Source organism: Amycolatopsis sp. FBCC-B4732, from assembly GCF_023008405.1.
GTDB classification, from domain to species: Bacteria; Actinomycetota; Actinomycetes; order Mycobacteriales; family Pseudonocardiaceae; genus Amycolatopsis; species Amycolatopsis pretoriensis_A.
In genome coordinates this window covers 6,656,914-6,681,743 of sequence record NZ_CP095376.1, presented here as the reverse complement: position 1 = coordinate 6,681,743, position 24,830 = coordinate 6,656,914, and the positions used below count along the sequence as shown (strand labels likewise).

Here is a 24,830-nt window from a genome sequence, read left to right as displayed (position 1 = left end):
ACAGTAAGGCTGCTTCGCAGGTGACCCTCGCCGAACACCGGTGCGCGGGGTCCGATGTCATTACCACCGCCTGGTTCAGAGGACTCTGACGGTGCTAGGGACGGACATCTGCCGCGGACTGCACGGCGCGTACTGTCGGCGGCGGATGCCTTTTCGTTGCTCCAGCGAAAGTTTTATTTCTTGCCGGGCGACAAGTTTGTTGTGCGGCGTACGCTCGCGGGCTGGCGCTGGCGGCTGTTCCTGTGCCCGTTCGTAGGCCGCGATGACCTCGGATGAGAGTCGACCTCGATCGGAGACCTCGTAGCCGTTATCGTTCGCCCGTGCACGGATGGCTCGGTTGCGTTCACTGTTAACGGGGCTGTTGGGGGGTGCCTGGGCCGCAGCGACGCGAACCTTGCGGCCGCCCGTCTTCTGCGCCGCCGCGACGTGGTAGCCGAGTTCGTTTCGCAGGGCGGCAGCGTTCTCGTCGGATAGGTTGATCTCGTAGCTGGTGCCGTCGAGGCTGAACGGCATGGTGTGTGGCCGGACCGCCGTCGAGGTCGTCCAGTATCTCAACGAGGAACTTCTGACCATCGGTACTCCTTGAGGTGACTACATTGAATAAAATTGTTTTGCAGACACTATCAGGGCCTGATTGTGGTCAGTGTTTGTGGATTAATCGAAACAAGTTTACATAGCCATATCGACCCGATTGAACGTCTCATGCTAATGCGCGCCACAGTGCGTCTGCAGCTGTGGTTTTGGAGTCGGCGACTGCCTTGTCCCAGCGGGCTTGCAGGCTGTCGAGGAGGCGTTGTTCGACTGCGGCGGCGACGTGGGAGTAGGTTTCTTGGACTTTGTCTTGGAGGATGTGGCCGAGGCGGAGTGCTTGGGCGATTTCGGGGATGCCGTCGTCGATCATCCAGGTCTTGTGGCTGTGTCGGAGGCCGTGAAAGGTGAGGCCGGGCTTCGCCGGCTGAAGGCGGATGGCGGGGTTGGCGATGTGGAGGTTGCCGTCGGCGGCGGGGCGGAAGGCTCGGCGGGAAAAGTTGCTACGCCGGTGCCATTCGAGGTTCGGGGTGACGAAGACCTGGCGGTGGTTGTGGGTGGTCAGGTGCCAGCGTAGGAGCCGGACGAGGAACGGGGGCAGGCTGATAGTGCGTTCGGACTCGTCGGTTTTGAGGTGGCCGAGGTAGAGCGGGCCGGCGCAGGGCTCGTGGAGGGCACCGACGTCGGGATCGAGGGTGATGAAGCCGGTGTCGTCGTCGTAGAGCTGGATGTTGCTGCGGTCGAGGCCGGTGAGTTCGCCCCAGCGGGCTCCGGTCCAACCGCCGGTGACGACGAGGACCGCCCCGCACGGCCCGTACTTGAGGGCGTCCTGGTCAGCGACGTGGAGGACTTCGGCGGGCTCGCCCCAGATCTTGCGCGGTGTGCGCTGGGCTCGGCGGCGTCGTCCGCGGCGGCGGGCGACGATGGGGTTGGCGGCGATCAGCTTCTCAGGCACTGCGTCGGAGAGTAGGGGCGAGAAGCATTTGATGATGCTGTCGACCGTGGTCTTGGCCAGCCCGGAGGCGCGGAGTTTCTTCTCCCATGTGCGGATGCCGAGGTTTGTGAGTTCGGCGAAGGCGGTGTTGCCCCAGCGGGGGAGGATGTGGACTTTGAGGAAGCTGCGGTAGTTCTCTTCGATGCGTTGGTCGATGTCGAGGGAGTCGAGCCAGACGGGGGCGAATTGGGTGATGGTGGTGCGGCCGTCTTCGGGGTCGATCCAGGTTCCGGTGCGTTGTTCGTGGAGCATGGTGCTGATGTGGTCGTCGGCGGCGTCGGGGGTGGGGAAGCCGGAGATGGCGCCTTTGGTGCCGTCGGTGCGGCGGTAGCGGAGTCGCCAGGTGTCGTCGCCGGCGGGTTCGGTCCAGGGCACGGTGAACTCCTGCGCTGTGGTGAGGGGGTCGCGTGGTGGTGCGTGTCCAGGACCGCTCCATAAGCGACAGAGAGGAAGCTGATTCGGCGAAGAACCTCGGTGTGCGACCGGATCGGGTGCTAGCGACGAGTCCGATGGCGTCGGCCGGGTCGATTCGGAGGCTGGTTCCGGTGGCTCGGTCCGCGGCGGCCGGCGGCGACGATGGCCCGGAGGTCCTCGTCGGTGAAGCGCAGGTGCTTGCCGACAAAGGTGCACGGGATGATGCGCTGGCCGGCTTTGCGCCGGAGCCACGACTCGCCGACGGTCAGCCGTTCGGCCGCGGCGGCCGGTGTGTACAGAAGACGGCCCGTGTCGCCGGTGGGGGAGTCGGCGGGCTCGGAATGTCTCGGTGGCTGGGGCGCTACGGCATCGGGGTGGCGAAGGAGATCAGCGTCGTTCTGCATGGTGGCCTCGAAGCGCGCGACGGGTGGTGGTCGCTGCTAACTCCGCTCCGGCGTATCGGAGGAGACAGAAAGACGATGATCTACGGCCAACCGCATCGAGGCTGGCTCGGGACAGATGCTGAAGGTTGCGGTCGACGCTGCGGAGGTGCGCGTCAGAGAACCTTTGGTGATCCACCTGTTCGGGGGACGCTGCTGGGGCACTTTTGGTGACCCCATTTCGCCGCCGTCGGCGCGGTGCCCCAGTTTTGCCCCAGCTACCCGCCGGTAGCTGAAGTTCTTCTGGACGAAACTCAAAGTTCGCAGGACCGAAAAAACCGCCCGACCTGGATCTTCATATCCAGTGGGCGGTGTTTCGTCACTGTGGAGCTAAGGGGACTCGAACCCCTGACCCCCTCACTGCCAGTGAGGTGCGCTACCAGCTGCGCCATAGCCCCGAGGCGAAGGTGAACTCCGCATCTCGTATGCCCATACATTACACCCCGCCAGTACCCCCTCCGCGCGGGGGTACCTACACCCGCCCCAAGCTCCTGACCTGCACTTTCACACCTTATTTTTAGTCGTGTATTGACTCCCGGTGTGGCCCCCGTTACATTTTGCGCGGTTGTGACGCCGAGGTCCCCGCCCGTTACGCCGCGTCTACCCAGACCGGGCACGCCTCTGCCGTTTCCTGCTCGATGGATGCCGCGAACGCGGCGGAGGAGGTTTCGCATGAAGAGGGTGATGACGTTGCTCGCGGCAGCGTCGGTCCTGGTCGGGAGCGCGGTGGCGGCGCCGAGCGCTCAGGCCGCCATCGCGCCCGACGGCTGGTACACCGTGGCTGCCGTCAACAGCGGGAAGTGCGTGGACGCGCGGGCCGCGGGCACCGCCGACGGGACCGTCGTCCAGCAGTACTCCTGCAACCAGAGCAGCTCGCAGCAGTGGCAGTTCCAGTCGACCGGGGACGGCTACTTCCGGGTGAACGCGCGCACCAACCCGGCCGCCGCCTGGGATGTCACGAACGTCTCCACCGCCGATGGTGGGCTGGTGCAGCTGTGGTCCTACTCGAACGGGGCCAACCAGCAGTGGCAGGCCGTCGACGAAGGCAGCGGCCGGTACCACTTCGTCAGCCGCAACAGCGGGAAGTGCCTCGACGTCCCGGGCGCGTCCGTCGCCGACTCGGTTCAGCTCCAGCAGTACGCCTGCAACGGCACCACCGCGCAGTCCTTCATGCTGACCCCCGTGAACACCAGCCAGCCGCCGGGCCAGCCGGACTTCGGGCCGAACGTCGTGATCTTCGACCCGTCCATGCCGAGTTCGACCATCCAAAGCCGGCTTAACAGCATTTTCAGCCAGCAGGAACGCAACCAGTTCGGCAGCCAGCGCTACGCCGTGATGTTCAAGCCGGGCACCTACGCCAACGACGTCAACGTCGGCTTCTACACGCAGGTCCTCGGCCTCGGCCTGAGCCCCGACGCCGTCACCGTCAACGGCGCCGTGCACGTCGAGGCCGACTGGTTCCCGCCGCAGAACGCCACCCAGAACTTCTGGCGGGGCGCGGAAAACCTGTCCGTGACGCCGACCGGGGGCGCCGACCGGTGGGCGGTCAGCCAGGCCGCGCCGTACCGCCGCATGCACGTCCGCGGTGACCTGCAGCTCGACGACGGTGGCTGGGCCAGCGGCGGCTGGATCTCCGACACGAAGATCGACGGCCAGGTCCGCTCCGGCTCGCAGCAGCAGTGGATTTCCCGCAACTCGCAGTTCGGCAGCTGGAACGGCTCGAACTGGAACATGGTCTTCGCGGGCGTCCAGGGCGCTCCGGCGAACACCTTCCCGAGCCCGCCCTACACCACGGTCGCCCAGACGCCGGTCGTGCGCGAGAAGCCCTTCCTCTACCTCGACGGCGCCGGAAACTACCAGGTCTTCGTGCCCGGCGTGAAGACCAACGCGTCCGGCACGAGCTGGGCGAACGGCACCGCGCCCGGCACGTCGCTGCCGATCGGCCAGTTCTACATCGCCAAGCCCGGCGCCACCGCCGCGGACATGAACGCGGCGCTCGCCGCGGGCAAGAACCTGCTGGTCACGCCCGGTGTCTACCACCTGAACCAGGCACTGCACGTCACCCGGCCGGACACCGTCGTGCTCGGCCTCGGCATCGCCACGCTGGTGCCGGACGGCGGCGTCACCGCGATGAACGTCGACGACGTCGACGGCGTCAAGGTCGCCGGCCTGCTGATCGACGCCGGCACGACCAACTCGGCCACGCTCATGCAGGTCGGCCCGGCCGGCTCGAGCGCGAACCACGCGGCCGACCCGACGTCGCTGCACGACGTGTTCTTCCGGATCGGCGGCCCGGCCGTCGGCAAGGCCACGAACAGCCTGGTCGTCAACAGCAGCAACGTCATCGGCGACCACATGTGGATCTGGCGCGCCGACCACGCCGACAACGGCAACAACGTCGGCTGGACCACCAACACGGCCGACAACGGCCTCACGGTCAACGGGAACAACGTGACGATGTACGGCCTGTTCGTCGAGCACTACCAGAAGACGCAGGTCGTCTGGAACGGCAACGGCGGCCGGACGTACTTCTTCCAGAACGAGATGCCCTACGACGTGCCGGACCAGGCGAGCTGGATGAACGGGTCCACGCCGGGCTACTCCGCGTACAAGGTGGGCCCGAACGTCACCAGCCACGAAGCGTGGGGCCTGGGCAGCTACTGCTTCTTCAGCACCAACCCCTCGGTCGTGAGCGCGCACGCGTACGAGGCGCCGACCAACCCGAACGTCCGGTTCCACGACATGGTGACCGTTTCCCTGGGCACCCAGGGCCGCATCAACCACGTCATCAACAACACGGGAGACATCACCCCCGACGGCACCCGGCCGTCGAACCTGGTGAGCTACCCCTGAGCAACCGGCGTGCGCCGTGGTGGCGGCCGCGGCGCACGCCGGTCCTTCAAGTCCACAGTGGAGTTACCCCGAACGGGTTGTTCGGGGCGCCGCGCGCGGGTGGTCGTCGCGATACTGGGGTCCCCAACCGATCCGGGAGCGGCAGATGACCTCCTTCGCAGCGTTCTCCGTCGTCGAACCCCGCCGGGCCTGGCCGCTGGTGGCCCTGCGCGGCGGGTTCGCCGTGCTCTTCGGGCTCTTCGCGCTGATCTGGCCGGGCGCCACCGTCCTCGTCCTGGCGATCCTCTACGGCGTCTACGCGATCGTCGACGGCATCGGCGGCCTCATGCAGGCCTTCCGCCCGGGTGACGCCGGGCACCGCGCCGCCTACGGGGTCCTCGGCGCGCTCGGCATCGTCGCCGGGATCCTCGTCCTCGTCTGGCCGGGCATCACCGTCCTGCTGCTGGCCCTGCTGGTCGGCCTGTGGGCGATCGTCACCGGAATCGCCGAAATCGCCGCGGCGATCCGCCTGCGCAAGCAGATCCAGGGCGAGGCCTTCCTGATCCTGGCCGGCGCGATCTCCGTGCTCGCCGGCATCCTGATCGTGATCAACCCGATCGCCGGCGCGTACGGCGTCGCGCTGCTCGTCGGCATCTACGCGCTGACCTACGGGATCGTGCTGCTGGTTCTCGCGTTCCGGCTCCGGAAGCTCGCCGGCTGAGTACCGTGCGGGGGTGTCGACCCGCGAACTGGTGGTGCTGGGCACCGCGAGCCAGGTGCCCACGCGCCTCCGCAACCAGAACGGCTACCTCTTGCGCTGGGACGGCGAGGGCCTCCTCTTCGACCCCGGCGAAGGCACCCAGCGCCAGATGCTGCGGGCCGGCGTGGCCGCCACGGACATCACCCGCATCTGCATCACGCACTTCCACGGCGACCACAGCCTCGGCCTCCCCGGGGTGATCCAGCGGCTGTCGCTGGACGCCGTGGCCCACCCGGTCCACGCCCACTTTCCGGCGTCAGGCGCGCACTACTTCGAGCGCATGCGGCACGCGACGGCGTTCTACGAGCGGGCCGACCTGCGCGAGCACCCGATCGCCGGAGACGGCCCGATCGCCGGCGGGAAGTTCGCCCTCGAGGCCCGGCGCCTGAGCCACCCCGTCGAGGCGTTCGGCTACCGCCTGACCGAGCCCGGCGGCCGCACCATGCTGCCGGGGAAACTGGAGGAACACGGAATCACCGGCCCCGACGTCGGCCGCCTCCAGCGCGAAGGTCACTTGGACGGCGTGAAGCTGACCGACGTCAGCACGCCCCGCCTCGGCCAGCGGTTCGCCTTCGTCATGGACACCCGGCTGTGCGACGCCGTGTACGCGCTCGCCGAGCACGCCGACACCCTGGTGATCGAAGCGACGTTCCTCGCCGAGGACACCAAGCTCGCCGGTGACTTCGGGCACCTGACCGCACAGCAGGCGGCGCGGGTCGCCGCCGAGTCCGGCGTCCGGCAGCTCGTGCTCACCCACTTCTCGCAGCGCTACCCCGACCCGGCGCGGTTCCTGGAGGAGGCGAAAGCCGAGTTCGACGGGGAGATCGTCGTGGCCGAGGACCTGGAGCGGGTCCAGGTGCCGAAACGCCGGTCCTCCCCAGCCGGCCGCGCGGCGCCGTAGGCTGCAAGGCGTGAGCCAGCCGATCCTGATGACCGTCGACGACGATCCCGCCGTGTCCCGCTCGGTCGCCCGTGACCTGCGGCGCCGCTACGGCAAGGACTACCGCGTCATCCGTGCCGACTCCGGCATGGACGCGCTCGAAGCGCTGCGCGAGATCAAGCTGCGCGGCGACGCCGTCGCGGCCATCCTCGCCGACTACCGGATGCCGCAGATGGACGGGATCGCCTTCCTCGAGAAGGCGATGGACCTGTTCCCGCACGCCCGCCGCGCCCTGCTGACCGCCTACGCCGACACCGACGCCGCGATCCAGGCGATCAACGTCGTCGACGTCGACCACTACCTGCTCAAGCCGTGGGACCCGCCGGAGGAGAAGCTCTACCCGGTGATCGACGCGCTGGTCGAGACCTGGAAGGCGGTCGGCGACAAGCCGGTCGAAGAGGTCAAGCTCATCGGCCACCGGTACAGCCAGCCGTCCTTCGAGCTGCGCGACTTCCTCGCCCGCAACGCCGTCCCGTACCGCTGGTACTCCGTCCAGGACGACGAAGGGTGCCGGATCCTGCAGGCCGCCGAGGCGACCGAGGCCGACATCCCGGTGGTCGTCACGCCGGACGGCAAGGTGCTCAAGCAGCCGACCGGCGGCGAGATCGCCGACGCGGTCGGTTTGTCGACCCGGCCGGCGCAGGAGTTCTACGACCTCGTCGTGATCGGCGGCGGCCCGGCCGGCCTCGGCGCCGCGGTGTACGGCGCTTCCGAGGGCCTGCGCACGGTGCTCGTGGAGAAAAAGGCCACCGGCGGCCAGGCCGGCACGAGCTCGCGCATCGAGAACTACCTCGGCTTCCCCGACGGCGTCTCCGGCGCGCAGCTGACCGACCGGGCGCGCCGCCAGGCCCAGAAGTTCGGCGCCGAGGTGCTGACCGCGCGCGACGTCGTCGGCCTGGAGGCCCGCGGCTCGTCGCGGGTGATCACCTTCGGCGACGGCAGCGAGATCGCCGCGCACTCGGTGATCCTCGCCAGCGGCGTCAACTACCGCGCCCTGGAGGCCGAGGGCATCGAGGAGCTCACCGGCCGCGGCGTCTACTACGGCTCGGCCGCGACCGAGGCACCCGAGTGCAAGGGCGAGCACGTCTACATCGTCGGCGGCGCCAACTCCGCCGGGCAGGCGGCGGTGTTCTTCTCCCGGCACGCCAGCGACGTCACGATCCTGGTGCGCGGCGCCTCCCTCGAGGCGTCGATGTCGCACTACCTGATCGAGCAGATCGCCGGCATCGAGAACATCCACGTCCGCACGCACACCACGGTCAAGCAGGCCCACGGCGACGAGCACCTCGAGCGGATCACGCTGTGCGAGAACGGTGTCACCGAGACGGTCGACTCCGGCCACCTGTTCATCTTCATCGGCGCCGCGCCGCGCACCGACTGGCTCGGCGAGACCATCCACCGCGACGAGTACGGCTTCGTCCGCACCGGCCCCGACCTGCTGACCGCCGGCCAGCGCCCGGCGGGCTGGACCCTCGACCGTGATCCGCACTACCTCGAATCCTCGATCCCCGGCGTGTTCGTGGCCGGTGACGTGCGGTCCCAGTCGGTCAAGCGGGTGGCCTCCGCGGTCGGCGAGGGCGCGATGGCCGTGACGCTGGTACACCGGTACCTGGAGGAACAATGAGCGCACTGCCGCGGGACGAGCTTCGCGGGCTCTTCCTGTTCGAACACCTTTCCGAAGAGCAGCTCGACTGGATCGCCGGCAACGCGGTCCTCGAGGAGTACGAGGGCGACTCCACCGTCATCAGCGAAGGCGGCGAAGCGACCTGCTTCTACGTCCTGCTCACCGGCGCGATCCGGATGACGCGGCTGGTCAGCGGCACCGAGGTGGAAACCAACCGGTCCGACCAGCGCGGCGCCTACTTCGGCGCGACGCAGTTCTTCGTGCACCAGGAAACCGAGCACACCTACAACGCGACGGTGCGCGCGCTCTCCGACGTCACGTTCCTGACGCTGCCCTCGAAGGAGTTCTCCTTCGAGTTCCGCCGGTGGTTCCCGATGGCGACGCACCTGCTCGAGGGCATGTACCTCGGCTGGCGCAACAGCGACACGGTGATCGGCTCGCGCCGGCGCCTGCTGGCGCTGGGCGAGCTGTCGGCGGGCCTGACCCACGAGCTGAACAACCCGGCGGCGGCCGCCGTGCGGGCGACGTCCGCCCTGCGCGAGCGCGTCGCCGGCATGCGGCACAAGCTGGCCTTCCTGGCGAAGAAGGACATCGAGCCGGAGCTGCTCTACCAGCTCATCGACGTCCAGGAACGCCTGGTCAAGCAGGTCGCGCAGGCGCCGAAGCTGACCGCGATGCAACAGGCCGACCGCGAGGACGAGATCACCGATTGGTTCGACGAGCGGGGCATCGACGGCGGCTGGGACCTCGCCGACATCTACGTCCGCGCCGGGCTGACCACGCCCGACCTGGACCACGTGCTGGAGCAGGTCGGCGACACCTTCATCGACGGCGCCGTCCGCTGGCTCGCCTACGCGCTCGAGACCGAGATGCTGATGGGCGAGATCGAGGACTCCACCACGCGCATCTCCGCGCTGGTCGGCAAGGCCAAGCAGTACTCCCAGATGGACCGCGCGCCGCACCAGTGGGTCGACGTCCACGACGGCCTCGACTCCACGCTCGTGATGCTCTCGGGCAAGATCGGCGACATCCGCGTCGTCAAGGAGTACGACCGCAGCCTGCCGAAGATCCCCGCTTACCCGGGCGAGCTGAACCAGGTCTGGACGAACATCATCGACAACGCGATCGGCGCGATGCAGGGCGACGGCACGCTGACCCTGCGCACCTGGGGCCAGAACGACCAGGTCCGCGTGGAGATCGGCGACACCGGCCCGGGCATCCCGGCGGACATCAAGCCGCGGATCTTCGAGCCGTTCTTCACCACGAAGCCGGTCGGCGAAGGCACCGGGCTCGGCCTGGACATCTCGTGGAAGATCGTCGTCGAACGCCACCAGGGTGACCTGCGCGTCGAGTCGGAGCCCGGGAACACCCGGTTCGAGGTCTGCCTGCCGACGGTCGAGCAGGCTTCGCTCTGATGGTCTCCGTCCCGACGGTCACGACCGAGCTCGGGGCGCTCGTGGGGCTGGCGGGAGACGGCGTCCGCGTCTGGCGCGGGATCCCGTACGCCCGCCCGCCGGTCGGCGAGCTGCGGTGGAAGGCGCCGCGGCCGCCGTCGCTGTCCGGTGGCGTGCACGTCGCCACCGAGTACGGCCCGCACGCGATGCAGTCGCCGGACCCGATGAACCCGTCCGCGGTGTGCGACGAAGACTGCCTGTACCTCAACGTCTGCACGCCGGAAGGGCCCGCGCCCGAAGGCGGCTGGCCGGTGCTGTTCTGGCTGCACGGCGGCGGTTACCGCGTCGGGCACGGCGAGCAGCTCGGCGACGGTGAGGAGTTCGCGCGCGCCGGGATCGTCGTCGTCACGATCAACTACCGGCTCGGCTCGCTCGGCTTCCTGCACCTCGCCGGGATCTTCGGCGAGTCCGAAGCGGACGCCGGGGTGTGCGGCCTGCTCGACCAGATCGAGGCCTTGAAGTGGGTGCGCCGCAACGTCTTCGCGTTCGGCGGCGACCCGGCGCGGATCACCGTCTACGGCGTCTCGGCGGGCGCGAAGAGCCTCGGGAACCTGATGGGCAGCCCGCTGGGCGCGGGGTTGTTCGCCCAGGGGATCAGCAGCAGCGGCGGCGCCGACCACGTGGCGACGCCGGAGGCCGGCACGGCGCTGGCGAAGCGGCTCCTCGACGAAGTCGGCTGCCACGACGCCGAAGCGTTGCGGTCCCTGCCCGCCAAGGAGTTCGTCGAGGCGCAGGAGCGGATCCTGACCGGGCTGCAGGCGTTGTGGCTCTGGCGCCCGACCCTGCACCCGCGGGTGCTGCCCGAGGTGCCGATCGAGCCGATCCGGCGGGGGAGCGCGGCCGGGGTCCCGCTGCTGATCGGCTGCAACAGCAACGAAGGCAGCACGTACGCGCTGATGCTCGGCGACGACGTCGCGACGGCGCCCGCGAGCGGCATCTTGAGCGGCATCCTCGGTGAGGAACGGGCTTCGCACCTGCTCGAGACCTACCTCCGGCGCGTCCCCGACCTGAAGTCCGCGAAGATCGCCGCGATGGGCGACGAGCGCTACGGCATCCCGACGCAGCGCCTCGCCGACGCGCAGTCCGCGCACGCGCCCGTGTTCCGCTACCGCATCGACATCGCCGCGCCCGGCGTGCCCGAGCAGCTCGACGGCGGCCACGGCACCGAGACCACCATGGCGTGGAAGGTCCCGATGCCGCTGTTCGACCAGGCCATCGACGTGAACCCGAAGCGGGAGCGCGCCGCGCTGCTCATCCACCGGGCCTGGGTGCGGTTCATCCGCGACGGCGTCGCCGACGCCGACGGCCCCGAATGGCCTTCTTACGGCCCCGAACTCCGCCCGGTGCTGGTTTTCCGGGAAGACACCGATCTGGTGCTCGACCCACGGCCGGACGAGCGGAAGGCCTGGGGCGACACGGAATGGGCGTCCGGGACCTGGTTCCCGGTGACCTGAGACCGTTCCTTCACCCGCCGTTCACTTCGAACGGGCCCGCTCCCGCGTCCAATGAGCGAAAGCCCGTCGAGGGGAGTGGCTCGTGAAACGCCGGGTGTCGATCGGACTGGCCGTGGTGCTCGTGCTGGCCGTCGTCGGGGTGATCATCTGGGGACGCGGCGACGGCGCCGCGCAGGGTGGCGACCTCACCACGGTGCGCGGCACCATCGGCTCGGAGAAGCAGGCGTTCTTCACCGACCGGCGCGTCGTCGACGCCTTCGCGCGGCACGGCCTGAAGGTCGAAGTGGACACCGCGGGCTCGCGGCAGATCGCGACGAGCGTGGATCTCGGTAAGTACGCGTTCGCGTTCCCGTCGTCCTCGCCGGCGGCGCAGAAGATCCAGCGCGACCGCAAGGTGACGACGGTGTACACGCCGTTCCAGTCGCCGATGGCGGTGGCCAGCTTCGAGCCGATCGTGGCGCTGCTGCGCGCGAACGGCGTGGTGCACAAAGGCGCCGGTGACTACGACGTCCTCGACATCGCGAAGTACCTCGACCTGGCGAAGGCCGGGACGCGCTGGGACCAGCTGCCCGGCAACACCGCCTACCCGGCCCGCAAGAACGTCCTCGTCACCACGACCGACCCGCGCGAGTCGAACTCCGCGGCGATGTACCTGTCGATCGTTTCCTTCGTGGCCAACGGGAACGCCGTCGTCAGCACGCCCGAGCAGGAGGCGAAGGTGCTGCCGCCGGTGTCGAAGCTGTTCCTGGACCAGGGGTACACGCAGAACAGCACCGAAGGGCCGTTCGAGGACTACCTGTCGGCGGGCATGGGCAAGACGCCGCTGGCGCTGATCTACGAGTCGCAGTTCGTGGACCGGGTGGTGCGCGGCGACGGCTCGATCCGGCCGGACATGCGGCTGCTCTACACCGCGCCGACGGTGTACTCGAAGCACACGCTGGTGCCGCTGAACCCGGACGGCGACAAGGTCGGGCAGCTCCTGTCCACCGACCCCGAGCTGGGCAAGCTCGCCGCGACCTTCGGCTTCCGCACGACCGACCCGAAGCTGTTCGCCGAGGTCGCCGCGCCCGCGCACGTGCCCGCCGACCTGGTGGACGCCGTCGAACCGCCCTCGTTCGAGACGCTCGAGCGGCTGCTCGACGCCGTCGGCAAGCAGTACTGACGTGGACTTCGCGCTCAGCCCGCCCGAACCGGTCGCCGCGATCCCCGTCGAGCGCGCCGCCGGCCTCATCACGCTCAGCGAAGGCACCCGCGCCGACGTGACCGCGCGGGCCGGCGGGTTCGCGTCGCGGCTGGCGGCGCTGGACGTCCGGTCGCCGGAGTTCACCGACCTGCTGGACGAGCTGCTGGCCGTCGGCGAGGCCGACATGCGGGCCGCCGCGGGCGTCGCGGGGACGATGCTCGACCGGTCGATGCGCAGCGTGGCGTCCCCGCAGGACGGCGTCACGACGAGCCTGGCCGGCCTGCGCCGCACGGTCGCCGAACTCGACCCGGCGAAGCTGCCGCTGACCGGGCGGAAGCTGCTCGGGATGTTCCCGGTCGCCGCGGGCGCGAAGCGGGCCCTGGACCACTACCGCGCGGCGAACGAGCCGGTCAACGCGCTCGTCGTCGACCTCCGCGGCCGCCAGGACGTCCTGCGCCGCGACAACGCGGCGATCAAGGGCGAGCGCGAGCGGCTGTGGAAGGTGATGGGGAAGCTGGCCGAAGCGGCCGCCTTCGCCGAGGCCGTCGACGGCGCCATCGAGCGCCAGGCCTCCGTCTTCGACTTCACGGACCCGGTGCGCGCGCAGGCGTTGCGCGGGGACGTGCTGTACCCGATCCGGCAGCGGCACCAGGACCTGCTCACCCAGCTCGCCGTCGGCGCGCAGGGCTACCTCGCGCTGGACCTGGTGCGCAAGAACAACGACGAGCTGATCCGCGGCGTCGAACGGGCGGTGTCGGTGACCGTGTCCGCGTTGCGGGTCGCCCTGCTGGTCAGCGGCGCGCTGGCGAGCCAGCGGGACGTCCTGGACGAGGTCGCCGCGCTGCAGGCCACCACCGACGGGCTGATCCGCGCCAACACCGAGCTGCTGGACCTGCAGTCCGCGGAGATCCGAAAAGCGAGCAGCGACCCGGCGGTCGCGACCGAGACGATCCGGCGGTCGTTCGACCGGATCTACGCCTCGATCGACGCGATCGACGGGTTCCGCGCGGACGCCGTCCGCTCGATGGCGGCGACCGTCGAGTCGCTGTCCGGCGAGATCCGCCGCGCCGAAGACCACCTGCGCCGTTCGCACGAGGGGGAAGCATGATCAGGAAGCTGGGGGCGCTCGCCCTCGGTGTGCTGCTGCTGGCGGGGTGTTCGGACTCTTCGTCCGCCCCCTTGGGCGATCCAGAGCCGGGCACCCTCCGGATCCTGGCCGGCAGCGAGCTGGCGGACCTGCAGCCGGTGCTCGACGAAGCCGCTCGCGCCACCGGCGTAACGGTCAAGTTCACCTTCACCGGGACGCTGGAAGGCGCCGAAGCGCTGGCGAACGGGAGCGTCGACGGGAAGTACGACGCCGTCTGGTTCTCGTCGAACCGCTACCCGGCGGGCATCCCCGAAGCGGCGAAGCGGCTCGGGAACCAGGTCAAGATCATGAGTTCGCCGGTCGTGCTCGGGCTGGCGACGTCGGTGGTGCAGCGGCTCGGCTGGGCGGGGAAGCCGGTGAGCTGGGGCGAAATCGCCGCGCAGGCCGGGAAGAAGGCGTTCAGCTACGGCATGACGGACCCGTCGGCGTCGAACTCGGGGTTCTCGGCACTGGTCGGCGTCGCTTCGGCGCTGGCCGGCGCGGGCAACGCGATCGACGCCCGGCAGATCGCGTCGGTGACGCCGCAGCTGACGCAGTTCTTCAGCGCGCAGGCGCTTTCGGCGGGTTCTTCGGGCTGGCTGTCGGACGCGTACACGCGGCGGGCGAGCGGGCAGGACCCCGGCCAGAAGGTCGACGGGCTGATCAACTACGAGTCCGTCCTGCTGTCGGCGAACGCGTCCGGGAAACTGCCGGAGCCGCTGACGCTGATCTACCCGAGCGACGGCGTCGTCACGGCCGACTACCCGCTGACCCTGTTGTCGGACGCCAATTCCGACGCGCGCTCGGCGCACCAGCGGTTGTCGGACTACCTGCGGACCCCGGACGTCCAGAAGCGGATCATGGAGACGACGCAGCGGCGCCCGGTCGTCCCGGGTGTCGCACTGGGGCAGCAGTTCGCCGCGCGCGACCTCGTCGAGCTGCCGTTCCCGGCGACGCAGCAGGCGATGGACGCGCTGCTCCAGGCGTACTTCGACAAGATCCGCCGCCCGTCGCGGACGCTGTACGTGCTCGACACGTCCGGGTCCATGAAGGGCGACCGCATCGACTCGCTGCGCTCCGCGCTGGCCGGCCTGACCGGGGCGGACAACTCGCTCACCGGGCGGTACCGGCGGTTCCGGAGCCGTGAGGAGGTGATGATGCTGCCGTTCAGCACGCGGCCGTCGGGGGTCACGACGTTCACCGTGCCGGAGCAGAACCCGGCGGCGGAACTGGCGCGCATCAAGGCGTTCGCGGAGGGCCTGCCGGCGAGCGGCGGCACGGCGATCTACGACAGCCTGTCGCAGGCCTACCGGGACCTGGAACCGTTGCAGGCACGCGACCCGGACCGGTTCACGTCGATCGTCCTGATGACCGACGGCGAGAACGCGAACGGCTCGTCCCTGGCGGACTTCCAGCTGACGTTCGGCACGCTCCCGCCGTCGGTCAAGCGGGTACCGGTGTTCACGGTGCTGTTCGGCGAAGGCAGCAGCGACGAGCTGACCCAGGTGGCCACGCTGACCGGCGGCAAGGTGTTCGACGGGCGCGAGACGCAGCTGCCCGACGTGTTCAAGGAGATCCGCGGGTACCAATGATGCTGCGCTACCTGGGCTCGACCAAGAACCTCACCGGCTGCGTCGGCGGCCTGGTCGGAGTCGTGCTGTACCTGACCGGGGTGGTCGGGTGGTTCTGGCCGTTCGTGGTGGTGGCGTTGTACTTGGCTGGGGCGTTGCTCGCACCGGGTGAGAAGGTCCGGCTGGTGCCGGATACGTCGGCTTCGCTGCGGTCTTCTTTGGAGACGCTGGTTTCTTCGGTTGACGCGCAGTCTTCCCGGCTGCCTGCGTCCAGTGTCGACGCTGTACGCCGGATCGCGGAGGTCCTTTCCGACCTGCTTTCCCACCCGGACCGGCTCGCGGCCGACCCCGACCTGCAGCACGCGGTGGTGCGGTTGGCGGGGACGGACCTGCCGTTGTCGGTCCAGACGTACTTGAACCTCCCGTGGTGGTTCGCGGCCCGGCGGGTGGGTGCGGGGGAGGAGCTGGTGGCGCAGTTGGGTTTGCTGGAGGCGGAGGCGCACCGGGTGGCTGAGCGGTTCTACGCGACGGAGATCGACCGGCAGGCGGACCACACCCGGTACTTGCGGGATCGCGACGCTTGAGCCGACCGGCGTCGCTTTGGGCAGGTTCCCGTACCCGGCTGATCACGTGAGTTGTCGCGCGGTTGGTTTGCCTTGGCTTGGCAAGCTTCCGCACTTGGCGAGCCGCCCGAGCTGGCCCGGTTTTGCGTCGCTGGCCAAGCTTCCTGTACTCGGCCGACGACCCGAGCTGTTTGCCGTTGATTCGCTGCTTTGGCCAAGTTCCCGCACTAGCCGGCCATCCGAGTTGTCCCGCGGTTGTTCCGCACCGCTTCCCTTGCCCCGCAACCCCGCAACCCCGCAACCCCGCCACCTCGCAGTCCCGCGGAGGCCCGCGGAGGCCCGCGGAGGCCGCGATGCCACCGGCGGCCAACCCGCCCACCCGGCTACTCAGCCGCCCTCTCACCCATCCAAACCCGCGACCCGTGCGACCTTTCCCTTACCCCGCAACACTTCCCCACCTCTACCCGTGTGAGTGATGTGTTCGAACGAACGTTCGAGTACGTTGGCCAGTGAGAGCCACCACCGGCTCACCACAAGCAAAGGAGAGTCATGAACGACCGCCGAGTCTGGGCAGGGTCAGCGTCACAGCCGCCGTCGTCAGCCAGCTCAGCAAGTCGGGCAAGGGGATGCGGGAAAGCCGTTCCGGCCATTCCTCCGCCACGGTGTGCAGAACCAGCTCGTCCTGCCGCGGCTCCACCTTCGTCAGCCGTATCCCCGGCGGCAGTTCCGGCAGCGGAAGCACGATGGGCCGGAAACGCCGTGGCGGCCGTAGTCGTCGTTGTCCGATGTGGAGGGTCTCCGGCACGAGAACGACGGCGTCGTCGCCCACCTCGGGGCGCAGGGTCAAATGGCCCCAGAGGGGGCGCTTCGCCCAGTGGATCTGCAGCAGCCCGCTTCCCGCCGGAGCCGCGACGATCCCGGGGCGGACTTTCGCCACCCGTTCTCGCAGCACATCCGCGGAAACCGCGATCTGCAGCTCGACCCGGGCGGGCTTGGCGGCCGGCGTGGGCAGCGAGCGGAGGCGGACGTCTTCGGCGAGCACGGTGACCCGGCGCAGCGGAATGCTGCCGCCTTCGGGTTCGGGCCAGTCGACGTCCTCGGCGACGATCCGGACGTCGCCGATCCGCCCGGTGGCCAGCCGGAGGTTGCCGGCCGGGTAGTCGAGTTCGGTGAGCGTCAGGCCGACCTCGCGGTTGTCGACCTTCGCGGTCAGGCGCCGTCCGACGAGCTGCTCGGTGACGGTCCGCGCCAGCGCGGCCGGCGTGACCGGGACGTTCGGCAACAGCGAACGCCCGGCCGCGGCCAGCCCGGCCAGCTCAGACCAGCCGTCGAACCACCTGCCGTCGCTCATCCATCCAGTGTCGCCGAAAGACACTGCGGATGCCGACGGCGGGTGGTCCGACAGCGGTACCTGTCGGCAGCCCGCCGACCGTCACCGTCCGGCGAAGCGGGCGATGATGCCGGTCACGACCAGCCAGAACACCGCGGCCAGGCCGAAGTCGAGGATGACGGCCAGGCTCGGGTTGCTGACCGGGAACAGCCCCGGGAAGAACAAGGCGAGAGGAACCGCCAGTGACTTGATGAAAACGAAGAACGCGTTGCCGGCGTTGGCGCCGGCGAGCACCATGATCATGTAGAGAACTTCGATCCCCGCGAAGATCGCGCCGATCGCCGTGATGACCCGCACGGCCGTGTTCCGTCTGGTGGTGGTTCGCCAAGGAGACATGTCGCGAAAATTCCCGGATCGGGTGACCGATCAAACGCTCCAAGGCCCAGATTGCGCCGTTTGGCCGCTCCCTATTGCTCTCTGCTCCGCTCCGAACACGGGTGGTGAGCCCATTCGGCCGTTCAAGCGTGCGCATCTCCGAGTAGCCGGGCGACAGCCCAGTCCTGCACGGCGAGACCGACGGACTTGAACACCGTCCGCCCGCGCACCACCGGTCGCTCCCGCAGGGCGTCGCCCAGCTCGATCAGCTGCCCACGGCCGAGGAGCCCGGTCTCCACCGCGTGGATCACCTCACCGGCTTCCGCCAACGCAGCCTCGACCTGATCGACGACCACGCACCCGGCGGTGGCGAGCAACTCGGCGGGAAGTTCCCGCATGGACGGCAGGTAGGACCCGATCGCGTTCACGTGAACCCGGTCGGGCAAGGCGTCGACAGCGAAGAGAGGAGTACTCGACGAAGTAGCGCAACAGACGATCTCCGCGTCGGACACCGCGTCCTCCGCGCTCCCGGCGACCCGCATCGCCACGTCCGGGAACTCGGCACCCAGCCGAGCCGTGAACGCCGACGCGCGCGACCGGTCGCGCCCGAACACGGCCAAGTGCCGCACCGGGCGCACCGCCGCCACCGCACGCACCTGGTCGGCGGCCTGCGCGCCGGTCCCGAGCAGGGCGAGCTTGGTCGCGCCGGCCGGGGCGAGAAGGTCCGTCGCGACGCCGGAAGCGGCGCCGGTGCGCAGCGTGGTGATCTCGACCGCGTCGGCGACCACCTGGCCATCGGCGGTGTTCCAGACCAGCGTGCCCAGGATCATCGGGGTGCGCCCGGCGGCCAGGTTGAGCGTCTTCACGACGGTCGTGGCCGACGGGGTGTGGCAGGCGCTCATCACGAGCGTCGTGCCGCCGCCGAACGACAACCGTTGCGGCACCGCGAAACGACCGGCGGCAAGGTCGAGGAACGCCTCGCGCACCGCGTCGACGGCGGCCGCCATCGGCACGGCCTTCCGGACGTCCTCGGCGTCGAGCATGCGCGGCTCCTTCGGGCTCGGCTCTGCCGTTAGCCTGACGGGGTGTCCGAGGCCACGCAAGATCCCGTCGAAGAGCAGCGGTTCTCCCGTGACGACTGGTACGGAGAGGAGATCACCGGACGCCACTACGTGCGGTGCGAGTTCCACGAGGTCGACTTCTCCGAGGCCGTCGTGCGGAACTCGGTGTTCACCGACTGCGTGTTCGGCAACGTGCGCTTCAACGCGTCGCGGCACCTGGACTCGTCGTTCGCCGGCTGCGCCTTCAAGCGGTGCAACTTCTTCGACGCCGAGTTCACCGGCTGCAAGCTCGTCGGCGCCACGTTCGCCGAGTGCGAGCTGCGGCCGTTGCGGGTCATCGGCGGCGACTGGTCGTTCGCCGGGCTGGCGGGCGCCGACCTGCGTTCGGTCAGCTTCCAGGGCGTGCGGATGCGGGAAGCCGACCTGACCGGGGCCGACTGCGGTGGTGCGGTGTTCGCCGACGTCGACCTGTCCGCGGCGATGCTGCACGCGGTCAAGCTGCCGCGCGCCGAGCTGCGGGGCAGCGACCTCTCGGCCCTCGACCCGCTGAACGCCGAGCTGGCGGGCACGATCGTGTCACCCGAACAGGCTGCGGTGCTCGTCACGTCGCTCGGGCTGCAGGTCCGGGCGTAGGCTCGGCGGGACCGCGAAGGGAGTGCCGCATGGGTGTCGTGACACCGGGTTTCCAGGGCCGGGCCCGCAGCGGCGACCCGCGCCTGCCGCCCGGTCAGTACCTGGCCGAGGACTTCCCGGTGCTGTCCGCGGGGCCGACGCCACGCGTGCGCACCGAGACGTGGGAGTTTGCGGTCACCACCGAAAAGGGTGACAAGCACACGTGGAGCTGGGCCGAGCTGCTGGCGCTGCCGAGCGAAAAACCCACTGTGGACATCCACTGCGTCACCCAGTGGTCCAAACTGGACACGCGCTGGCGCGGCGTCGCGGTCGACACGCTGGTCGGCGGGCTCGACACCGAGGCCGACTACGTCATGGTCCACTCCTACGGCGGCTACACGACGAACCTGCCGCTGGCCGACCTGCTCGACGGCCAGGCCTGGATCGCCTACGAGTACGACGGCAAGCCGCTCACCCCCGAGCACGGCGGCCCGGCGCGGCTGCTCGTGCCGCACCTGTACTTCTGGAAGTCCGCGAAGTGGGTGCGCGGGCTGGAGCTGAAGACCCGGGACGAGCCGGGCTTCTGGGAGAACGTCGGCTACCACGACTACGGGGATCCATGGCGCGAACAGCGGTATCAGGGCGACTAGCCTGGCGGGTCGCCCGCCTGGCCGAATTCCGCGACGAAACTCCGACGGCCCGCACGCTCGTGTTCGACCTGCCCGGCTGGCCGGGACACCTGGCGGGCCAGCACGTCGACGTCCGCCTGACGGCCGCGGACGGTTACCGCGCCCAGCGCAGCTACTCCCTCGCCACCCCCGCGAACGGCGACCGGGTGGAACTGACGGTCCAGCGCGTCGCCGACGGCGAAGTCTCGGAGCACCTCACCGGCCCGTACGCGATCGGCGACCCGGTCGAAATCCGCGGCCCGATCGGCGGCTGGTTCGCGTGGCGCCCCACGAACCCGGAACCGGTCCTCCTCATCGCGGGCGGCTCGGGCATCGTCCCCCTGATGTCGATGATCCGCGCCCGCCGCGCGGCGGGCGTCCGCACCCCGTTCAAGCTGATCTATTCCCTGCGCACCCCCGCCGAGCAGTACTACGCTGACGAGCTCCGCACCCCGGTGGCGGGCCTGGACATCACGTACGTCTATACCCGCGAGCTCCCCGAAGGCCGCCCGGGCATCCCCCGCCGGATCGACGTGGCGACCCTCAACACAGCAGCCTGGCCCGCCGAATTCGGCGCGACAGCGTTCATCTGCGGCCCGACGGCCTTCGTGGAAACGGCAGCGGACATCCTGCTGGCCCTCGGCCACGACCCGCACCGCATCCGAACGGAACGCTTCGGCCCCAGCCGCGACTGACCGCAAGACGTGGACGCGGTGGGAGCTGCCTCGTGCCCGCGTGGCGCCGGTGTGGTTGGAGCTGCGCCGTGCCCGCCCAGCCGTGACTGACCGCAAGACGTGGACGCGGTGGGAGCTGCCTCGTGCCCGCGTGACGCCGGTGTGGTTGGAGCTGCGCCGTGCCCGCCCCAGCCGCGACTGACCACACGGCACGCGCGCGGTCGGAGGTGCCCCGCACCCGCCCAGCCGCTACTGACCGCACGGCATCCGTGCGAGTGGGGCCCGCCGCGCCCGCACCGCCTTGCGTCTGGCCGCGCGACACCAGCGTGGTGGAGCTACGCCGCACCTCCCCGAGCCGAGGCTGGCCGCGGGACGCTGCCCGCGGTCGAGCTGCACCGCGCTGCGTAGTCGGCGCCAGGGCGTGGTCGGTGGACCAAGGCCTGCCGCCGTACCGCTGGCAGCGCTCGCGCGAGCCGCCCGTCAGGGGCCCTGCAAGCTCAGCGGGTGCGGCTCAGGGCGCGTCCGGCCGTGACAACAACTCCCGCAGCGTCGCCAGCAGCTCCCGCCGGTCCGCCGCCCCCAGCTTTCCGCGGATCCGGGCCATGTGGTGCTCCACCGTCTTCCCGGAAATGAACAGCTTGCTCCCCGCCTGCTTGTACGTCAGCCCCTCCACGACAAGACGGGCCACCTCCAGCTCCCGCTCGCTCAAAGCCGCCAAACCGGTCCCAGCCGCAGCCGGCTCCGTCGTCCCCTGATCACGCCGGGCCGCCGTGCCCTGGAACTGCCGGGCCGCCTCCAGCAACTGCACCATCGCCTTGCGATCGGACGTGCGGATCGCCGCCTGGCCGGCCAAGCGGGCCGCGTCCCAGCGGAGGTCCAAGTCGTGCAGTTCCGCGGCCGCCGCGGCGATCGGGTTCGGGGCGAACGTTCCGCTCAGGACCTCCAGCCAGCACTGGGCCGCCGTCGCGAGGGCTCGGGGGTGGCGGCCGCAGTGGGCGTGGGTCGTCAACGTTGCCAGGTGGGCCTTCGCCGACTCCGCGTCCTCCAGCGTGATCGCCGCGTGGAGCTCGTGCCAGACCAACGACACCGTCCACAGTGGAGGTTCGCCGAGGCGGGACAGGAGTGCGTGGGCGCGCTCCAGCTGGGGTGCGAGCTTCGCGAACGCACCCGTGCGGGCCGCCGCGATCGCCAGCTCGCCCAGTGGCAGCAGCGAAAACAGGTCCGTTTGCTGCCGCATCGACGCCTGGTACGCGCGGTTCCACGCCCGCTGCAAGCCGACCAGGTCGCTCGCGCGACGGGCCAAGCCGAGGTCCAACGTCGCGAAGAACAGCTCGTCGCGGGCTTCCAGGGGCCGGCCGGCGACGGCGTCGCGGTGTTCCGCCGCCTTGGCGAGGTCGCCGGCCGTCATCGCCACCCAGCCGAGCAGGAGGCGATGGCGGGACTCCAGGAGGTTGCCGCCGGTGTGGCCCTCCAGCGCGCGCGTCAGGACCGACTCCGCCAGCGCCAGCTCGCCGGTGTGCAACGCCGCCAGCGCGGCGAGCGCGGCCGGGCTGTCCGGGAGCAGCGTGCCGCCCAGGGCCGGCTCCAGCATCGCCGCCGCGCCCAGCAACGTCGACAACGTTTCCGACGCGTAGCCGGACACCGAATCCGCGATGCCGCCCGCCATCCGGGTGGCCGCGCCCGCGAACAACGTCGGAGCGACGCCGGGGGCGGGGGTGTCCAACAACTGCCGGGCGCCGGGGAGGTCGCCGGTGCCGACGAGGGCGATGGCCGCGAACGCGTCGGCGCCCGCCCAGCTCGTCGCGGGGAGCTCGGCCGTGCGGGCCGCCCAGTGGTAGAGCTCCGCGCTGCGGGCCAGCTCGCCGCGGTGCGCCAGCACCGTCGCGGCGATCGCGGCGCCGGCCGCGCGGGTCTCCGCGTCGGTCGCGCCGAGCATCCCGTCACCGAGCCGCAATGCCGTGTCGAGGTCGCCGGACAACGCCGCCGCGCGGGCCCAGCCCGCCGTCACCGCCGGGGAGCGGTCGCCGGCTTCGGCGGCGGCTTCGAACAGCCGGACCGCCAGCCGCGCGTCGGACGGCAGCGCTTCGCCGGCCGCCGCCGCGAAGGCCGCCGCCGCGGACGCGCCGGAACTGCCCGTGCCGAGCAGGGACCGTGCCAGGTCGAGCACCGGCAGGCCGTTCGCCAGCTGCAGCTCCACCAGCCGCTGCACCGTCGCCAGGCGGCGGGCGGGCGGGCCGAAGTCGCGGACGGCGGTGGCGGCCAGGGGCAGCAGCGTGTCGTCCGGGGCGAGGAGGCCGGTCGCGCGGGCGCCCTCGACGACGGCGGGGAGCTGGTCGGGGTCGCGGTCGAGCAACGCGGACAACAGGTCCAGGTTGCGTCCCGCCCCCGCTTCGGCCGCGATCAGGTAGCGCAGCACGGCGTCGTCGAGCTCGTCGAGCTCCGGCCGGAACTCCTCGAGCCGCCCGAGCAGCGCGCGCTCGGCCAGCCTCGGCACGCCGCCGCTGCGCGCGTGCAGCTCGGCCGCGGAGTCCGCGTCGGCGGGCGAACCCGTCACCGCCGTCATCATCCGGGCGATGTCCTCGACGCCGAGCGGGCCGAGCTGCAGCAGCGTCCAGCCGGGCGCCACCGCGGCCGGCCGGTGCGCGACGACGATCGGGCCGTCCGCGCCGGCGAGCAGGTCCTCGAGCTGGTCGGGGCCGAGCCGGTCGGCGTCGTCGACGAGTACGGCGTCGACGCCCGCCTCGCGGTAGCAGCGATCGAGCGCGGCGAGCAGGACGCTCTTGCCGTAGCCGCCGGGGGCGACGACGGCGAGCCGCAGCGGTTCGGCGGGTTCGGCCGCGACCCGGTCGAGGAGCTGCCGGGCCGCCGGGTGCGCGGGAACGGTGTGGAGCGGGGAAACCTGCGTGAGCAGAGTGTTCAACAGTGACCTTCACCGGAGGGGGCGCCGGGGCGGGCGCAGTGGCTCGGGGCGGGGGAGGGAGCGGGGGAGGTGCCGGGGCCCGCGGTGGCTTCACGGGCGGTGAGAGTGATCGCGCCGGCGGAGACGCCGGCGGCGAGCAGCAGGATCGCGGCGGCGAGGGGGCGCCGCCGCCGGAACAGGTTCATCGGGGTGGCGCGCTCGGGCAGTTCGAACGGCGTGATGTCGACCGGCGGCCGGGGCGGCCGCTCGCCGAGCTCACCGAGCGTGTCCACCTGGGGGAGCAGGGTGGTCTCGACGGCCGGGGGTTCCAGGGGACCGCCGCGGCCCTCGGCGCGCAGCACCGCGAGGGCGGCCGCACCGAGCGCGGCGGTCGCCGGCGGAACCGGTCCCGCGAACATCGGGCACGGCGGCCGGGCGGGCAGCGCGTGCGGAGGCACGTCGCCGCAGAACACCACGCCGGCGAGCCCCCGGGGCGACGTCGACGCCGCGCCGGCGAGGGCGAACAGCGTGCTCAGCGCGGCCGCCGGGGCCACGCCTTCGGCGCTCGTGCCGGGCTGCCAGCCGCTGGCGGCGGTCGCCGTCGCCAGCGTGACGCTCACGCCGTCGGCGCCGAACTCGCACACCCCGGCCGCGGTCGCGCCGGGGCCGGGCACGGCCAGGTGCGCGCCGAGCGCGGCGATCGAGCCGGGGACCAGCGTGACGGCGGTGAACCCGGCGCCGGCCAGTGCCCGCCGCAGCACGTCACGGCGGTAGCCGCCCCAGTCGCCGGGGTGGGTCAGCACCAGGTGGTCCGGTGGCCCGCCGAAGAGGTCCGCGGCGTGCTCGGCGATCCCCTCGACGAGCACGGTGGTCAGCGTCTCGGGCGGGAACGCCTCGCCTTCGACGAGCATCGGCACGTCATCGCCGATCCGCCGGTGGAAACCGGTGAGCAGCCGGGACGGGACCCGGGCGCCGGCCTGCGCGGCCGCGTCCCCGGTGAGCAGGTACCCCTCGTCGTCCAGGAACAGCGCGGACGCCGCGGCCGGGGACCGTTCGCCCAGCCAGAGGGGTTCGGGCTCGCCCCAGCCGGTGCCTTGACGGCGGCAGGTCGCGGCGTGGGTCCGCGCCTGTGCCACATCGATCCCGAGGACGTAGGGCAACGGCGGTTCCTCCTCACCTCGCGGGGGCTGATCAGGGGTACGGAATCCCCCTAGGGCTCGGGGCATCCTCACCCAAACGGGTTAGTCAATCAAGGGCCTGGGGGGATTTAACCCAACTGAGCGCGTCTCGGATGAGCCCCTAACTCCCTAACGATGACATATCGATCC

At 70.6% G+C, this 24,830-nt stretch carries 19 protein-coding genes, 1 tRNA gene and 1 pseudogene; 13 read left to right on the top strand and 8 right to left on the bottom strand.

Going from position 1 to position 24,830, the window contains the following annotated elements; translation table 11 throughout:
* Positions 1–177: 177 nt before the first annotated feature.
* From MUY14_RS29245 to MUY14_RS29235, 3 genes and pseudogenes are all read right to left on the bottom strand, one after another.
* Positions 178–607 (bottom strand): annotated as a pseudogene (locus MUY14_RS29245) (Lsr2 family protein); the annotation flags it as partial.
* 93 nt (positions 608–700) lie between these two features.
* A complete protein-coding gene (locus MUY14_RS29240; RefSeq protein ID WP_247013933.1) occupies positions 701–1,897 on the bottom strand; it encodes a tyrosine-type recombinase/integrase in 1,197 nt (398 codons plus the stop codon).
* A gap of 804 nt (positions 1,898–2,701) precedes the next feature.
* A tRNA-Ala gene (locus MUY14_RS29235) sits at positions 2,702–2,774 on the bottom strand.
* A 274-nt stretch (positions 2,775–3,048) separates the two neighbouring features.
* Between MUY14_RS29235 and MUY14_RS29230 the strand changes: the two genes are divergently transcribed.
* The 10 genes from MUY14_RS29230 to MUY14_RS29185 all read left to right on the top strand — a co-directional run bounded on the left by MUY14_RS29230 (position 3,049) and on the right by MUY14_RS29185 (position 15,904).
* Positions 3,049–5,229, top strand: a complete 2,181-nt coding sequence (locus MUY14_RS29230) for an RICIN domain-containing protein (RefSeq protein WP_247013931.1) — start codon at positions 3,049–3,051, stop codon at positions 5,227–5,229.
* A gap of 145 nt (positions 5,230–5,374) precedes the next feature.
* The gene (locus tag MUY14_RS29225; RefSeq protein ID WP_247013929.1) at positions 5,375–5,929 is read left to right on the top strand and encodes an HdeD family acid-resistance protein; all 555 of its coding nucleotides are present in this window, start codon (positions 5,375–5,377) and stop codon (positions 5,927–5,929) included.
* 13 nt (positions 5,930–5,942) lie between these two features.
* Positions 5,943–6,869, top strand: a complete 927-nt coding sequence (locus MUY14_RS29220) for a ribonuclease Z (RefSeq protein ID WP_247013927.1) — start codon at positions 5,943–5,945, stop codon at positions 6,867–6,869.
* 10 nt (positions 6,870–6,879) lie between these two features.
* A complete protein-coding gene (locus MUY14_RS29215) occupies positions 6,880–8,532 on the top strand; it encodes a response regulator (RefSeq protein ID WP_247013925.1) in 1,653 nt (550 codons plus the stop codon).
* A complete protein-coding gene (locus MUY14_RS29210) occupies positions 8,529–9,947 on the top strand; it encodes an ATP-binding protein (protein ID WP_247013923.1) in 1,419 nt (472 codons plus the stop codon). Before MUY14_RS29215 ends, MUY14_RS29210 begins: the two co-directional genes overlap by 4 nt.
* Positions 9,947–11,440, top strand: a complete 1,494-nt coding sequence (locus MUY14_RS29205) for a carboxylesterase/lipase family protein (RefSeq protein WP_247013920.1) — start codon at positions 9,947–9,949, stop codon at positions 11,438–11,440. The genes MUY14_RS29210 and MUY14_RS29205 overlap by 1 nt, the downstream gene beginning before the upstream one ends.
* An 82-nt stretch (positions 11,441–11,522) precedes the next feature.
* Positions 11,523–12,602 carry a hypothetical protein gene (locus MUY14_RS29200; protein ID WP_247013918.1) on the top strand — a complete coding sequence of 360 codons (1,080 nt, stop codon included), beginning with the start codon at positions 11,523–11,525 and terminating at the stop codon, positions 12,600–12,602.
* A 1-nt stretch (position 12,603) separates the two neighbouring features.
* Positions 12,604–13,731: a toxic anion resistance protein gene (locus MUY14_RS29195; protein ID WP_247013916.1), complete on the top strand. Its 1,128-nt coding sequence runs from the start codon at positions 12,604–12,606 to the stop codon at positions 13,729–13,731.
* Positions 13,728–15,341, top strand: coding sequence for a substrate-binding domain-containing protein (locus tag MUY14_RS29190; protein ID WP_396126595.1), 1,614 nt, complete (start codon positions 13,728–13,730; stop codon positions 15,339–15,341). Before MUY14_RS29195 ends, MUY14_RS29190 begins: the two co-directional genes overlap by 4 nt.
* Entirely contained in the window at positions 15,338–15,904 is a 567-nt protein-coding gene (locus MUY14_RS29185) for a hypothetical protein (RefSeq protein ID WP_247013914.1), read from the top strand. The genes MUY14_RS29190 and MUY14_RS29185 overlap by 4 nt, the downstream gene beginning before the upstream one ends.
* Before the next feature lie 526 nt (positions 15,905–16,430).
* Here the strand turns inward: MUY14_RS29185 and MUY14_RS29180 are convergent.
* From MUY14_RS29180 to MUY14_RS29170, 3 genes are all read right to left on the bottom strand, one after another.
* The gene (locus MUY14_RS29180) at positions 16,431–17,234 is read right to left on the bottom strand and encodes an LmeA family phospholipid-binding protein (RefSeq protein ID WP_247013912.1); all 804 of its coding nucleotides are present in this window, start codon (positions 17,232–17,234) and stop codon (positions 16,431–16,433) included.
* Between the two features lie 81 nt (positions 17,235–17,315).
* Positions 17,316–17,570 carry a hypothetical protein gene (locus MUY14_RS29175; RefSeq protein ID WP_086865576.1) on the bottom strand — a complete coding sequence of 85 codons (255 nt, stop codon included), beginning with the start codon at positions 17,568–17,570 and terminating at the stop codon, positions 17,316–17,318.
* A gap of 161 nt (positions 17,571–17,731) precedes the next feature.
* On the bottom strand, positions 17,732–18,631 hold the full coding sequence (locus tag MUY14_RS29170) for an ornithine cyclodeaminase family protein (protein ID WP_247013910.1): 900 nt from the start codon (positions 18,629–18,631) through the stop codon (positions 17,732–17,734).
* 42 nt (positions 18,632–18,673) lie between these two features.
* On the opposite strand from MUY14_RS29170, the gene MUY14_RS29165 reads away from it, so the two are divergent.
* Genes MUY14_RS29165 through MUY14_RS29155 form a run of 3 tightly spaced genes read left to right on the top strand, consistent with a single transcriptional unit; the run spans position 18,674 to position 20,624 of the window.
* Positions 18,674–19,282, top strand: a complete 609-nt coding sequence (locus MUY14_RS29165; protein ID WP_247013908.1) for a pentapeptide repeat-containing protein — start codon at positions 18,674–18,676, stop codon at positions 19,280–19,282.
* A 29-nt stretch (positions 19,283–19,311) separates the two neighbouring features.
* The gene (locus tag MUY14_RS29160) at positions 19,312–19,911 is read left to right on the top strand and encodes a sulfite oxidase-like oxidoreductase (protein ID WP_247013906.1); all 600 of its coding nucleotides are present in this window, start codon (positions 19,312–19,314) and stop codon (positions 19,909–19,911) included.
* Entirely contained in the window at positions 19,881–20,624 is a 744-nt protein-coding gene (locus MUY14_RS29155; protein WP_247013904.1) for a ferredoxin reductase, read from the top strand. Before MUY14_RS29160 ends, MUY14_RS29155 begins: the two co-directional genes overlap by 31 nt.
* Positions 20,625–21,114: 490 nt before the next feature.
* On the opposite strand, the gene MUY14_RS29150 is transcribed toward MUY14_RS29155, so the two are convergent.
* A complete protein-coding gene (locus tag MUY14_RS29150) occupies positions 21,115–23,523 on the bottom strand; it encodes a helix-turn-helix transcriptional regulator (RefSeq protein WP_247013902.1) in 2,409 nt (802 codons plus the stop codon).
* Positions 23,520–24,662: a molecular chaperone DnaK gene (locus MUY14_RS29145; protein WP_247013900.1), complete on the bottom strand. Its 1,143-nt coding sequence runs from the start codon at positions 24,660–24,662 to the stop codon at positions 23,520–23,522. Before MUY14_RS29145 ends, MUY14_RS29150 begins: the two co-directional genes overlap by 4 nt.
* Positions 24,663–24,830: the final 168 nt, after the last annotated feature.

Coding starts and splice junctions, on each gene's coding strand:
- MUY14_RS29170 (WP_247013910.1), bottom strand. CDS start 18,631: ATGCTCGACGCCGAGGACGTCCGGAAGGCCGTGCCGATGGCGGCCGCC.
- MUY14_RS29210 (WP_247013923.1), top strand. CDS start 8,529: ATGAGCGCACTGCCGCGGGACGAGCTTCGCGGGCTCTTCCTGTTCGAA.
- MUY14_RS29185 (WP_247013914.1), top strand. CDS start 15,338: ATGATGCTGCGCTACCTGGGCTCGACCAAGAACCTCACCGGCTGCGTC.
- MUY14_RS29155 (WP_247013904.1), top strand. CDS start 19,881: ATGGCGCGAACAGCGGTATCAGGGCGACTAGCCTGGCGGGTCGCCCGC.
- MUY14_RS29225 (WP_247013929.1), top strand. CDS start 5,375: ATGACCTCCTTCGCAGCGTTCTCCGTCGTCGAACCCCGCCGGGCCTGG.
- MUY14_RS29230 (WP_247013931.1), top strand. CDS start 3,049: ATGAAGAGGGTGATGACGTTGCTCGCGGCAGCGTCGGTCCTGGTCGGG.
- MUY14_RS29160 (WP_247013906.1), top strand. CDS start 19,312: ATGGGTGTCGTGACACCGGGTTTCCAGGGCCGGGCCCGCAGCGGCGAC.
- MUY14_RS29190 (WP_396126595.1), top strand. CDS start 13,728: ATGATCAGGAAGCTGGGGGCGCTCGCCCTCGGTGTGCTGCTGCTGGCG.
- MUY14_RS29180 (WP_247013912.1), bottom strand. CDS start 17,234: ATGAGCGACGGCAGGTGGTTCGACGGCTGGTCTGAGCTGGCCGGGCTG.
- MUY14_RS29205 (WP_247013920.1), top strand. CDS start 9,947: ATGGTCTCCGTCCCGACGGTCACGACCGAGCTCGGGGCGCTCGTGGGG.